This is a genomic window from Streptomyces niveus, assembly GCF_001723055.1.
Lineage (GTDB): Bacteria > Actinomycetota > Actinomycetes > Streptomycetales > Streptomycetaceae > Streptomyces > Streptomyces niveus.
In genome coordinates, this window is the sequence record NZ_MDCR01000405.1 from 1 (window position 1) to 11,928 (window position 11,928).

The following is an 11,928-nucleotide window of genomic DNA, read 5'->3' on the forward strand; positions in this document are numbered from 1 at the left end:
GGAGTGGGGGATGGGGGATGGGGAGATGGCGGATACGGAGAACTCGGAGCGCTCCGTGTCGGAGGCCGTCTGGCTGGCCTATTCCCCGAACTCGGCGCTGTGGACCATCGATTCGCACGCTGTACGAGCCGATCCGATCACTTTCGGCCGTGAGTCCGCACGCGGATGACAGAAGTCGTGAATGTGCCCCGACCGCCGTGATCCAGTCCCACTCATTTGTGTGATGGCGCGCCAACTGGCCGTGATGCAAGGCTTGTTCGCGCAGGTCAGCCCATCATCGAGAGGGAGACACATGTCGGTTGGTGACGAGGTCCGTACGGTGGAACCGCCCGCTCAGCAGAGCCTGGGAACGGCCGCCGCGCGGAACCTGGCGACCACCACGAAGACGCCGCCGCAGATGCAGGAGATCACCTCCCGCTGGCTGCTGAGGATGCTGCCCTGGGTCCAGGTGCAGGGCGGTACGTACCGGGTGAACCGTCGGCTCAGCTACGCCGTCGGCGACGGGCGTGTGACGTTCGTGCAGACCGGCGACCGGGTGGCGGTCATCCCGGCGGAGCTGGGCGAGCTGCCGGCGCTCCGGGGCTTCGACGACGAGCAGGTCCTGACCGAGCTGGCGGGCCGCTGCGAGCAGCAGGAGTTCGACGCGGGCCAGACCGTGGCCGCCTCCGGCGCCGCGGCGGACCGGGTGTACCTGCTGGCCCACGGCAAGGTGGAGAAGGTGGGGGAGGGGCCCTACGGGGCGGAGACGGTGCTCGAAGTCCTCGCCGACGGGGCGTATTTCGGGGACCAGGCGCTGGTGGACGGGGACGCCACCTGGTCGTACACGGCACGCGCGGCGACGGCCTGCACGGTGCTGGTGCTGACCCGGCAGGACGTGCTGAACCTCGCGGAGCGGGCCGGGTCGCTGCGCGGGCATCTGGACGCGCTCGCGTCCGTCCCGGAGCAGCGGACCAACAAGTACGGCGAGGCCGCGATCGAGCTGTCCGCCGGCCATGTCGGCGAGGCCGTGGTGCCCCACACGTTCGTGGACTACGAGCTGTCGCCGCGGGAGTACGAGCTGAGCGTCGCGCAGACCGTGCTGAAGGTCCACAGCAGGGTCGCCGACCTCTACAACCAGCCGATGAACCAGACCGAGCAGCAGTTGCGGCTCACGGTCGAGGCGCTGCGCGAGCGCCAGGAGCACGAGCTGGTGAACAACCGCGAGTTCGGTCTGCTCAACAACTGCGACTACGGGCAGCGGATCCAGCCGTTCGACGGGGCGCCCACCCCGGACGACATGGACGAGCTGCTGTCGCGCCGCCGTGGCTCGAAGATGTTCCTCGCGCACCCGAGGGCCATCGCCGCCTTCGGCCGTGAGTGCAACAAGCGCGGGCTCAATCCGACCACGGTGGACGTCGCGGGCACCCGGGTGTCGGCCTGGCGCGGTGTGCCGATCTTCCCCTGCGACAAGATCCCGATCTCGGACGCCCGGACGACCTCGATCATCTGTATGCGTACGGGCGAGGCCGAGCAGGGCGTCGTGGGGCTCCAGCAGAGCGGCATCCCGGACGAGATCGAGCCCAGCATGTCGGTCCGGTTCATGGGGATCGACGAGCAGGCGATCATCTCGTACCTGGTCACCGCCTACTACTCGGCGGCGATCCTGGTGCCGGACGCCCTCGGTGTCCTGGAGAACGTGGAAGTGAGCAGCCGGATCTGAGGTGATGCGCGCGGGTGGGGTCCGGCGGGCGTGCGTCCGTACGGCCGGGCCCCACCCGCGCGCGCCCGGTAGTCGCCCAGTCCGCCGCAGAGGAAGTGAACCTGACCATGACCAGCACGGATGCCGCCACCGACGGCCACGAGGCCGTGGCGCTCCTGGAGCGATCGCGTAGCGTCGTCCAACCGGAACTCCGCGCGGCCGTCGAGTCGCTGCCCCCGGCCATGCGCCGCGTCGCGAGATATCACTTCGGCTGGCAGGAGGCCGACGGCTCACCGGCCAAGGGCGGTGGGGGGAAGGCGATCAGGCCCGCTCTCGTACTCGCGGCGGCGCGGGCCGTCGGCGGGGAGCCGCACCGCGCCGTCCGGGCCGCCGTCGCGGTGGAGCTGGCCCACAACTTCACCCTGCTGCACGACGACGTCATCGACGAGGACCCGACCCGAAGACACCGGCCCACGGCCTGGACGGTGTTCGGCACCACCGACGCGATCATCGTCGGCGACGCCATGCAGTCCCTGGCGCTGAAACTGCTGGCCGAGGACCGCCATCCGGCCTCGTCCCGGGCGGCCGTACGGCTCACGGACTGCGTCATCGAGCTGTGCGCCGGACAGCAGACGGACTGCGCGCTGGAGCGGCGCGGGCCGAAGGACGTGTCGCTGGACGAGTGCCTGACGATGGCGATGGCCAAGACCGGTGCGCTGCTGGGCACTTCATGCGCGCTTGGCGGGCTCTACGCCGACGCGGACGACGCAGCGGTGGAAGCGCTGGACGCCTTCGGGCGGGAGGCGGGGCTGGCCTTCCAGCTGATCGACGATCTGATCGGGATCTGGGGCGATCCGGCCCGTACGGGCAAGCCGGCCGGCGCGGATCTGGTCGCCCACAAGAAGTCGCTTCCGGTCGTCGCCGCGCTGGTGTCGGGGCACCCGGCCGCCGAGGAACTGGCCGATCTCTACCGGCGGCCGATGGACGAGACCGCGGTCGCGCGGGCGGCGTCGGCGGTCGAGCGGGCCGGCGGGCGCGACTGGGCGCAGGCCCAGGCGGCCGACCGGATGGCCCGCGCGGTCCATCAACTCTCCCTGGCGGTACCGGATCTGGCGACGGCGGGTGATCTGCTGGCCCTGGCCGAATACGTCACGCGCCGTACGCGCTGAGCCGGCCGGGCCGGGCGCGGCGGGGGCGATCGGGGGCGGGGAAAGGCACTTGCGTAACCACTACGGGTGAAGCACTATGGATGAAGTGGTTACGGCCGCGCACCCCGGATTCGCTCCGGGTGCCCGCCGTGCCATTCCTGTCGCCCAGCTCGGAAGAGGACCGGTTTGCGCAAGCTCAGCTACTTCATCGCCGTATCGATCGACGGTTACATCGGCGACCCGACCGGCGAGGCGGAGTTCTTCACCCGCTTCGCCGACGAGGAGTTCCTCGACTTCCTCAAGGACGAGTACCCGGAAACGCTGCCGACGCCCGGCCGTCAGCCGCTGGGTATCGACCATCTGGAGAACAAGCAGTTCGACACGATCATCCAGGGCAGGCGCAGCTATGAGTTGGCCCTGGACATCGGCGTCACCAGTCCGTACGCGCACATGCGCCAGCTCGTCGCCTCACGGACCCTCACCAGTCCCGACCCGGCCGTGGAGATCGTCTCCGGGGACATCGCCGCCCTGGTGCGGGAGTTGAAGCGGGAGGAGGGTCTCGGGATCTACCTCTGCGGCGGAGCCAACCTCGCCGCCGAGCTGTTCGACGAGGTGGACGAGCTGGTCGTCAAGACGTATCCGCTCATCCTCGGCTCCGGAATGCCCATGTTCGGTACCAAGTACGCCCAGACCGAGTTCGCCCTGGAGTCCAATCGCACCTTCGGCAACGGAGCGGTCGTCAGGACGTACAGCCGCAAGCGGTGACCCACGCGCGCGGCGGAGTGTCCCGTACCGCTACAGTCCGCGAAATGACAGCGGAGTCGACGGAGTCATGGGCGGGTTGGTACCGGGACCGCCGCGGTGCGGAACCCATCGCGATCATCGCGGACGGACGCCAAGTCCGTACCCACATCAGGGGAGTTGCTTACGAGGGGGCCGATTTCTCCGTGCTGGAGCCCACGGAGGCGGGCGGGGTGTTGTCGTCCTGCGTGTTGGAGTGGGACATACCCATGCCCGTCAACGCGGGCGGCACGGTCCAACAGGCCACGCTCAGCTGCCTGCTGACGCTCCATGAGCGGGCGTCGGACGCGCCGTCCGGGCGTGCGGAGCTGAGCCTGACGCTGCGCTGCGGCGGGGCGGCCTACGAGTCGGGCATCGTCGGGGCCGGTTTCCGGGACGCGCTCGACCGGATCAGGCGACAGCTGCCGGACGACACGGAGTTCGAGGGCAGGATCCTGGTGAACGCCTGAGCCGCCGGGAGTCACTGGGTCGCCGGAACCGCCCCGGCAGGTGCACGACACCTGCCGGGGCGGTTGCTTTATGCCTCATTCATTGTTCTAGTAGTATGCGAACAAGGGAGGTTTTATGAACCAGGCTCGTATCCGCCTCGCGACCGTCACCGTCGCGCCGTTCGCGCTGGCGCTCGGTGTCCAACTGGCCGTTCTTCTGGTCGTCGGGGACCGGCTGCCCGACTCACTCGCCACCCACTTCGACCTCTCCGGCGACTCCGATCGCGACCCGATGTCCCGCACCGCCGCTCTCGTCGCGAGCGTGCTGCTCTTCGCCGGAGTCGGTGCGCTGTGGGTCGTGTCGGCGCTCGGCAGCCCGCTCACCGCACGCGCGCTGAAGTGGCTGACGGCGGGCGGCTGGGCACTGGGCGGCCTGCTGGGCTACACGCTCACCGCGACACTCCTCGCCAACCTCGACGCGACCGACAGCTCCGCCGTCCGCCTCCCGCCGTGGCAGCTCGCCGTCGGCGCGGCCGTCGCCCTCGCGGCGGCCGGCGTGGGCCTGCTGCTCACCCGCTTCGTGCCGAACCCCGGCCACGAACCCACCGGCGACGACGGCACGACCCGGATCGACCTGGCGGAGGGCGAACTGGCCGGCTGGTCCCGGCGTACGGGCTCCGGCCCGCTCCTCGCGGTGGGGCTCGCGACACTGACGGCCGGGGTGTTCGTCGCGGTCGCCGTCAGCTGGCGGTACGGTCCCATGGTGTTCGTCATCGGCCTGCTGGCCCTGGTCTTCGCCTCCGCGCACGTGTCGGTCGACCGGCACGGACTCACCGTCCGCATGGGCGCCCTGTCCTGGCCGCGGGTACGGGTGCCGCTGAAGGACATCGAGGCGGCGAGCAGCCGCCGGATCAACGCGGTCGCCGAATACGGAGGCTGGGGCTACCGGATCAGGCACAAGCGCACCGGCGTCGTCATGCGCTCCGGGGAGGCGATCGTCGTACGGCGCGCCAACGGCCGCGAGTTCGCGGTCACGGTGGCGGATTCCGCGACGGCCGCCGCGCTGCTCAACACCCTCGTCGACCGGCGGAAGAGGGGCTGACGTGCTCTTCCGGGTCGACCCGGCGTCCTCGGTGCCGCTCGGGGACCAGATCGCCGGATCTGTACGCGGGGCCATCGCCGACGGCACGGTGAACCCCGGCGACCGCCTCCCGGCGGCGCGGGCCCTCGCCGACTCGCTCGGCGTCAACGTCCATACGGTGCTGCGCGGTTACCAGCGGCTGCGCGAGGAGGGCCTGATCGAACTGCGCAGGGGCCGGGGCGCCGTCGTCGTACCGGGACCTGTCTCGCCAGGCCGGGCCAAGATCCTGGAGCGCGTACGGGAACTGGTCGACGAAGCACGTGAGTTGGGGATGTCGGAGGAGGAGCTGATGTCCATGGTGCGGCTGGGCATGACGACGACCTGACAGGCCATTACGACTGGGCGAACGCACTCCGGGCGTGCCGGCACTCGACAGCGAGTACCGGCACGCCCGGTCGGTGCCTGATCCGGTGGGGGGTCCGATCTGCCGGCCTGCGGCGGATCAGCTACGGATCAGGAGGCCTTGGCCAGCGCGGCGGCGAAGCCGTTCGCCCAGAGGGTCTCCACCTGGCTGCGCTCGGCGGCGTCCGGCTGCGAGTTGGTGCAGGACGGGCCGGGGCCGCCGCCCGACATCAGCTTGCTGCACGGAGCCGTGTAGTTGTCCGGGAGGCCGAGTACGTGCCCGGTCTCGTGGGCGGTCACGCGCAGGGAGTCGTACTGCTGGTTCTGCGCGTAGTCCAGGAAGATGTAGCCACGGCCGTGCCCGTCGGTGCTCGCGTACGAGCCACGCGGGTCGTTGCCCTCTTCGTAGGTGAAGTCCGCGTTGCCGCCCTGCTGAAGCTGCACGTTGGCGACGGAGCTGTTCCAGATCCGGGTGCTGCTGGCTATCTCGCCGGCGAACGACGGGGCGCCGGACGCGTCGTAGACGACGGTGACGGCCAGGGCGCCGGGGTTGGCGGCACGCTTCTCGGCCACCGACTTCAGGACCGCCTCGTAGAAGGCCTTGGTCGCGGCGGAGTCCTGCGGCGAACCCTCGTACTGGGCGTACGAGGTGGTGGCGGGCGCGGCGCTGGTGGGGTCAGCGGCGGCGGCCGGAGTGGCGGTGAGGGCGGTCGCGAAGGCGAGCGAGATGCCGGCGATCGCGGAGACGGCCGTCTTGGGGTATCTCATGTGGGGGGCTCCTACTACTCGTCCGAGAACGGATTCGGTAGGGAGAGTGTCGTGCCTCACAGCGCCGCGGCGGATGATGCCGAAGGGTGATAGCACCAGAGCATCCCCCCGGTGTCCGCTCGCCTAATTTCCTTCGAATGACGGCCAATTACCGCCCTTTGGGTCCCTGGCGTGACGCAAAAGGCGGGCCTACTCTTCGGTACATGGAGCTGGAGGTCAGGCATCTGCGCGCGCTGTGCGCCATAGCCGACGCCGGGAGCCTGCACAAAGCGGCCCGGCAGCTCGGGATGAGCCAGCCGTCCCTGACGACGCAGCTGCGGCGGATCGAGAACTCGCTCGGCGCCGAGCTGTTCTCCCGTGAACGTACCGGCTGCCGGCCCACGTTGCTCGGTCACTCCGTGCTCAGCCGCGCGCGTCCGCTGGTGGCCGAGATGGCCGTACTCGTCAGCGAGGCGAGAGCGGCGGCCGACCGGTCCGCGGGGCCCCGGCTGAGGATCGGCTCCACGGCGAGCCGCGCGCTGGCGGGCTGGCTGCGCAGACTGCGCGAACGGCTGCCGGGCACGGACATCTCGCTCCAGATGGACGTCTCGGCGAACGCGCTGCTGCGCCAGGTCGCGGGCGGCGGGCTCGACGTGGCGTTCGTGCACGAGGTCGAGGGCTGTCCGCTGCGGGTGCCGGCCGGGCTGGACCGGCGCGTACTGGTGGAGCGGGAACCGCAGTTCATCTCGCTGGCCCGGGACCATCCGGCGGCCGGCAGCCAGATCGTGGAGCTGGCCGACCTGGCGGCCGACCGGTGGATGATCGACCCGACCGTGGACGGTGAATGGGACGGTCTGCGGCGGGTGTTGGGTGCCGCCGGGCTCAACCCACCCGTACTGCACGGGGATTACCTGACCGCGTCTTCGCTGATCGCGGTCGGCGAGGCGATAGCGCCGTGCCAGCCGACGTCCGTCCCGCGCGAGGACATGGTCGTACGGCCGCTGCGGGACGACCCGTTGGGCGTGCGGCTGCTGCTGTTCTCACGGCCGGGGGCGTACGAGGGCGCGGGCATCGCGGGCGTTGGTACGAGCGCGGGCGCCGGTGCCGGTGCGGACGCGGGTGCCGGTGCGGACGGCGACGGGCCCGGGGGCGCCGAGGTGTACGCGGATCTGGAGGCGGCCTACCGCGAGGCGGCGTTGCAGGCCGTCGTGTACCGACAGTGGCTGATGCGCAACAAGAGCCCGCTGCTGCACGCGCCCGCCGCCTGAGCCCGCGGCCCTGCGGCCCCGCGTCTCTCTCAACCCGTCTCGGTCCGTCTCAACTCGCTTCGCACATGGGGTTATTAATTCGCGTAGGCACCTGCTAACTTTTCTTTGCATGTGCAGGAGGCCGCTATGAACTCACCCGTGCCCACGGGCGACGACCTGGTGCGCGTACTGGCGACGCTGTCCAACCCCCACCGGCTGCGCGTCGTCGCGGCACTCGCCGGGAGACGCAACTACGTCAGCCGGCTGGCCAGGGAGCTGGACATCAGCAGGGCGCTGCTCCAGGTCCATCTCAAGAAGCTCGAAGCGGCGGGTCTGGTCACGTCGCGGCTGGAGCTGTCGGAGGACGGGAAAGCCATGAAGTTCTACGAGGTGAACGCGTTCGCCGTCCGTCTGACGCCGCAGGACATCGTCACCGCCGTACAGACGCTGACGCCGGCCGGTCAGGCGCCGGCCGACCACACGAACGAGACAGACGAGAAGGGGGCCACCTGATGGACGACGAGCAGGCATGGCAGGAAGTCATCGGAGCGACAGGGCTGTTCGCGCTCCTCATCATCGTGGTGACGCTGACCCTGTGGCACTTCACCGCGGGCCGCCGGGCCAGGGAGGCCAGGGCCGGCGAGAACGAGTACCGCCAGCTCGCCGCCCAGGCCGTGGAGGGCCAGCGGCGTACGGAGAAGCAGCTCGCCGACCTCGGCCGGCAGCTCACCGATCTCCAGAGCCGGACCGGATCGCTGGAACGGATCCTCAAGGACGTCGAATAGGGCGTCGACCCAGCCGCACACAACCCCGGGCCGTCGAGCGGCAACTCGACGACCCGGGCACAGAAGGCGCTCCACCTCGCCTCACGGCGAGCTCCACGGACGCGACCTCCGAGAGAAGGAGAGCAGCTCATGCTGCGCCGAATCAAGTCAGAACGCCCACGCGCCGGACTCGTCGAGTCCGTCGCCGGCTGGTCCGCCAGGAACCGTACGGCGGCCATCGCCGCGTGGCTGCTCCTGGTCGTGGTCGCCGTGCTGTCCACCTCCCTGCTCCCCGGCGGGCAGGTCAGATCCACCGAGCCCGGCGAGGCGGGCAGGGGCCAGCGGATGGTCTCCGCGCAGGACGCCGGTGACTCGATACGAGAGAACGTGATGATCCGCGCCGGGGCGGGCCGGGCCCCCGAGACCCGGCGCGCCGTCACGAACGACCTGGTCGCGGCCCTGCGCGCGATCCCCGACGCCGTACGGGACGTCGGCTCGCCGCTCGGCGCGCACGGCGGGCGCTGGGTCTCCGGCGACGGCACGGCCGACCTCGTGACCTTCGAGATCGCCGGTCCCGGCGCCGAGTTCGACACCCACAGACAGACGGCCTTCGACGCCGTCGAGAAGGTGGCACGACAGCACCCCGAGGCACGCCTCGACCAGGCCGGGGACTCCAGCCTGGCGTCGGCGGTGGACCAGGGCATCAAGGACGACATGAAGCGGGCGGAGACGACGTCGCTGCCCCTCACCGTCGTCATCCTGCTCGTCGTCTTCGGCTCGCTCGTCGCAGCCGGGATCCCGCTTCTGCTGTCGGCGACCGCCGTCGCCGCCGCGTTCGGGCTGCTGGACACGCTCGGCAGGTGGGTGCCGTTCAACAGCGCCGCCTCCGCGATCGTGCTGCTCATCGGCATGGCCGTGGGTATCGACTACTCGCTGTTCCATCTGCGCCGTGTCCGCGAGGAACGCGCGGCCGGGCGAGGGGTCCAGGAGGCGCTGCGGATCGCGTCGCGCACCTCGGGCCACGCGGTGGTGGTGTCCGGTCTGACGGTGATGGTGTGCATGACGGGCCTGCTGTTCACGGGAGTTGACGTGTTCAAGGGGCTCACGCTCGGGACCGTCCTGGTGGTCGGTCTGGCGGTGCTCGGGTCGGTGACGGTGCTGCCCGCGCTGGTGGCCGCGCTCGGGGACCGGATCGATCTGGGCCGTATCCCCTGGCTGGGACGGCGGCGTACGGCGGCGGGCCGGTCGCGGATCTGGACGGCCGTGGCGCGCCGGGTCGTACGCCGTCCGGTGCTCACCGGCGGCACGGCGGCGCTGCTCCTCGCCGTCATGGCCCTGCCGGCGTTCGGGATGCATCTCCAGGACGCCACGCAGATCCAGAGCCTGCCGCGCGGTGTCTCGGCGGCGGCGGACGCGGGCGCCCGGATGCAGCAGGTGTTCCCGGGGGTGGCCACGCCGGCGCGGGTCGTGGTGTCGGACAACGGTCCGAAGGCGCGGGCGGCGGCCGACGCGCTGCACGAGCAGGCCGCGCGGAGCAAGGGGGCGCTGCGTGAGCCGATCACGATGGTGCCGGTCGGCGACCTGCTGGTGGTGCGGGTGCCGCTGGCGGGGGCCGGTACGGATCCGGAGTCGGCACGGGCCCTGGAATTCCTGCGGGAGCGCGCGGTGCCCGCGACGGTGGGGGCGGTGGAGGGTGCCGAGGTCGCCGTCGCGGGCCGGACCGCGACGCCGTACGACTTCACGCGGCAGGTGAACGCGCGGACGCCGGTCGTCTTCGCCTTCGTCCTCGTCCTGGCCTTCGTCCTGCTGGTCGTCGCCTTCCGCTCACTCGCCCTGCCGCTCGTGTCGATCGCGCTGAACCTGCTGTCGATCGGGGCGGCGTACGGGGTGCTCGTCGCGGTCTTCCAGGGCGGCCGGCTGGAGTCGCTGCTGGACTTCAACGCCTATGGGGGTGTGGTGAGTTGGCTGCCGCTGTTCATGTTCGTCATCCTGTTCGGGCTGAGCATGGACTACCACATCTTCATCCTCAGCCGGATCCGTGAGCGGTGGGCCGGATCGCGGGGCGGTCCCGACGGCGGCCACGAGGCGATCGTCGGCGGCATCGCGGTCAGCGCGGGTGTCGTGACCAGCGCGGCCGCCATCATGGTGGGGGTGTTCTCGGTCTTCACGACGCTGTCCGCGATCGAGTACAAGATGCTCGGGACGGGGATGGCGGTGGCGATCCTCATCGACGCGACGGTCGTGCGGGGCGTACTGCTGCCGGCGGCGCTCGCGCTGCTGGGGGAGCGGGCGTGGACGCTGCCGGGTCGGGGCGGCTCGGCAGCGCTCCGTACGCGTGACAAGGACACTCACGCGTACGAATCGAGCACCGCCCGCGCCTGATCGCGGGCGAGCCCGAAGGCGTCGGGGAAGACGCCCAGCCCGTGGGCGACGAGCGCGCCCTCGTGGAGCAGCATGAGCGTACGGGCGAGGCGGTCGGCCGTCTCGGACGCGGTCGCCTCGCCCGGCGCCAGGACCTCCCGCGCGAGGCTGGTGAACAGCTCCAGCATCCACGCCTTCTGGCCGGTGATCACCGCGTAAGCCGGGTGCCGCGGATCGTCGATCTCGGCATGGGCGTTGATCATGCTGCACCCCCGGGCGCCGTTCGCCTCCGCCCAGGCGCGGGACGCGTCGAAGACCGCGAGGACATGCTCGGCGGGTGCCGGGGGCGCCGCCGCCAGCCGTTCGTCCAGGAGCGCGCGCCAGCGCTCGTCGCGGCCGGTCAGATACTCGACGACGATCTGCTCCTTCGAGCCGAACCGGTCGTAGAGCGTCTTCTTCGTGACCCCGGCCTCGGCGGCGATGCGGTCGACGCCGACTGCGTGGATGCCGTGCTCGTAGAAGAGCCGCGACGCGGCGTCGAGGGCGCGCCCCGCGCCGGGAGTCATGGCGATCCGCCTGGGGACGCTGTTCCTGCTCGCGCTGGTGCTCATGCGAGAAGTATACCGATCTGTATAGTGAAGAAGATGAGTAAACAGATCGGTATACCTGTCTCCTCGCTCACCGGTGGTGTCCTGCCGTGAACGTCCTCCTCTCCGTCGCGTTCGTCATCTGCTGGAGCTCGGGCTTCATCGGCGCCAAGCTCGGCGCCGGCAGCGCCGACGCCGTCACGATCCTGATGTGGCGCTTCCTGCCCCTGGCACTCGTCCTCGGGGCGTTCGCCGTCGTCCGCGCCCGCGCCGCCTGGCGCGGGCTGACGGCGCGCGACCTGCTGCGGCAGTGCGTGATCGGCGCGCTGTCGCAGAGCGGCTATCTCCTCACCGTCTACTACGCCATCCAACTCGGCGTCTCCAGCGGCACGACCGCCCTCATCGACGGGACCCAGCCACTCGTCGCTGGCGCGCTTGCCGGACCGCTGCTGCGGCAGTACGTCTCCGGACGGCAGTGGCTGGGACTGTGCCTCGGGGTGGCCGGAGTGCTCGTCGTGACATCGGCGGACGCGGCGGCGGCGCGGGGCGTGCCGCTGTGGGCGTACGCGGTGCCGTTCCTCGGCATGCTGTCGCTGGTCGCCGCCACCTTCCTGGAGAGCCGCGCCCGCAGGACGGTCGCGCCGTCCGTGGCGATGACGATCCACTGCGGCACGAGCGCCGCCG

The 11,928-nt window shown here is 70.8% G+C and carries 13 protein-coding genes; 11 read left to right on the forward strand and 2 right to left on the reverse strand.

What is annotated here, in order from left to right; all coding sequences use genetic code 11:
• Positions 1-292 precede the first annotated feature (292 nt).
• From BHU15_RS34680 to BHU15_RS34705, 6 genes are all read left to right on the forward strand, one after another.
• Entirely contained in the window at positions 293-1,699 is a 1,407-nt protein-coding gene (locus BHU15_RS34680; protein ID WP_069630753.1) for a family 2B encapsulin nanocompartment shell protein, read from the forward strand.
• A gap of 107 nt (positions 1,700-1,806) precedes the next feature.
• The gene (locus BHU15_RS34685) at positions 1,807-2,847 is read left to right on the forward strand and encodes a family 2 encapsulin nanocompartment cargo protein polyprenyl transferase (RefSeq protein WP_171908509.1); all 1,041 of its coding nucleotides are present in this window, start codon (positions 1,807-1,809) and stop codon (positions 2,845-2,847) included.
• A 165-nt stretch (positions 2,848-3,012) separates the two neighbouring features.
• Positions 3,013-3,591, forward strand: coding sequence for a dihydrofolate reductase family protein (locus tag BHU15_RS34690; protein WP_069630754.1), 579 nt, complete (start codon positions 3,013-3,015; stop codon positions 3,589-3,591).
• 44 nt (positions 3,592-3,635) lie between these two features.
• Positions 3,636-4,076 (forward strand): DUF6304 family protein, encoded by a 441-nt coding sequence (locus BHU15_RS34695; RefSeq protein ID WP_069630755.1) that lies wholly within the window; start codon positions 3,636-3,638, stop codon positions 4,074-4,076.
• A gap of 115 nt (positions 4,077-4,191) precedes the next feature.
• On the forward strand, positions 4,192-5,157 hold the full coding sequence (locus BHU15_RS34700) for a DUF1648 domain-containing protein (RefSeq protein WP_069630756.1): 966 nt from the start codon (positions 4,192-4,194) through the stop codon (positions 5,155-5,157).
• A 1-nt stretch (position 5,158) separates the two neighbouring features.
• Positions 5,159-5,521 (forward strand): GntR family transcriptional regulator, encoded by a 363-nt coding sequence (locus BHU15_RS34705; protein WP_069630757.1) that lies wholly within the window; start codon positions 5,159-5,161, stop codon positions 5,519-5,521.
• Positions 5,522-5,649: 128 nt separating this feature from the next.
• Here BHU15_RS34705 and snpA read toward each other — a convergent pair whose 3' ends face one another.
• Complete coding sequence (snpA, locus tag BHU15_RS34710) at positions 5,650-6,306, reverse strand: snapalysin (protein WP_069630758.1); 657 nt, start codon at positions 6,304-6,306, stop codon at positions 5,650-5,652.
• Between the two features lie 203 nt (positions 6,307-6,509).
• Here snpA and BHU15_RS34715 point away from each other — a divergent pair, with 203 nt between their 5' ends.
• The 4 genes from BHU15_RS34715 (at position 6,510) to BHU15_RS34730 (ending at position 10,678) form a co-directional block, all read left to right on the forward strand.
• Positions 6,510-7,553, forward strand: a complete 1,044-nt coding sequence (locus BHU15_RS34715) for a LysR family transcriptional regulator (protein WP_069630759.1) — start codon at positions 6,510-6,512, stop codon at positions 7,551-7,553.
• 126 nt (positions 7,554-7,679) lie between these two features.
• The gene (locus BHU15_RS34720; RefSeq protein WP_069630760.1) at positions 7,680-8,045 is read left to right on the forward strand and encodes an ArsR/SmtB family transcription factor; all 366 of its coding nucleotides are present in this window, start codon (positions 7,680-7,682) and stop codon (positions 8,043-8,045) included.
• Entirely contained in the window at positions 8,045-8,317 is a 273-nt protein-coding gene (locus BHU15_RS34725) for a hypothetical protein (protein ID WP_069630761.1), read from the forward strand. Before BHU15_RS34720 ends, BHU15_RS34725 begins: the two co-directional genes overlap by 1 nt.
• Positions 8,318-8,446: 129 nt before the next feature.
• Positions 8,447-10,678, forward strand: a complete 2,232-nt coding sequence (locus tag BHU15_RS34730) for an MMPL family transporter (RefSeq protein ID WP_069630762.1) — start codon at positions 8,447-8,449, stop codon at positions 10,676-10,678.
• Here the strand turns inward: BHU15_RS34730 and BHU15_RS34735 are convergent.
• Positions 10,645-11,268 (reverse strand): TetR/AcrR family transcriptional regulator, encoded by a 624-nt coding sequence (locus BHU15_RS34735; protein ID WP_069630763.1) that lies wholly within the window; start codon positions 11,266-11,268, stop codon positions 10,645-10,647. The genes BHU15_RS34730 and BHU15_RS34735 overlap by 34 nt on opposite strands.
• A gap of 86 nt (positions 11,269-11,354) precedes the next feature.
• Here BHU15_RS34735 and BHU15_RS34740 point away from each other — a divergent pair.
• Positions 11,355-11,928: DMT family transporter (locus BHU15_RS34740; RefSeq protein WP_141726946.1), on the forward strand; the 574-nt coding region annotated here is incomplete at its 3' end.

What these genes read in the sequence shown, in the direction of transcription:
- BHU15_RS34680 (WP_069630753.1), top strand. Translation starts at nt 293, where the DNA reads ATGTCGGTTGGTGACGAGGTCCGTACGGTGGAACCGCCCGCTCAGCAG.
- BHU15_RS34685 (WP_171908509.1), top strand. Translation starts at nt 1,807, where the DNA reads ATGACCAGCACGGATGCCGCCACCGACGGCCACGAGGCCGTGGCGCTC.
- BHU15_RS34695 (WP_069630755.1), top strand. Translation starts at nt 3,636, where the DNA reads ATGACAGCGGAGTCGACGGAGTCATGGGCGGGTTGGTACCGGGACCGC.
- BHU15_RS34700 (WP_069630756.1), top strand. Translation starts at nt 4,192, where the DNA reads ATGAACCAGGCTCGTATCCGCCTCGCGACCGTCACCGTCGCGCCGTTC.
- snpA (WP_069630758.1), bottom strand. Translation starts at nt 6,306, where the DNA reads ATGAGATACCCCAAGACGGCCGTCTCCGCGATCGCCGGCATCTCGCTC.
- BHU15_RS34715 (WP_069630759.1), top strand. Translation starts at nt 6,510, where the DNA reads ATGGAGCTGGAGGTCAGGCATCTGCGCGCGCTGTGCGCCATAGCCGAC.
- BHU15_RS34720 (WP_069630760.1), top strand. Translation starts at nt 7,680, where the DNA reads ATGAACTCACCCGTGCCCACGGGCGACGACCTGGTGCGCGTACTGGCG.
- BHU15_RS34725 (WP_069630761.1), top strand. Translation starts at nt 8,045, where the DNA reads ATGGACGACGAGCAGGCATGGCAGGAAGTCATCGGAGCGACAGGGCTG.
- BHU15_RS34730 (WP_069630762.1), top strand. Translation starts at nt 8,447, where the DNA reads ATGCTGCGCCGAATCAAGTCAGAACGCCCACGCGCCGGACTCGTCGAG.
- BHU15_RS34735 (WP_069630763.1), bottom strand. Translation starts at nt 11,268, where the DNA reads ATGAGCACCAGCGCGAGCAGGAACAGCGTCCCCAGGCGGATCGCCATG.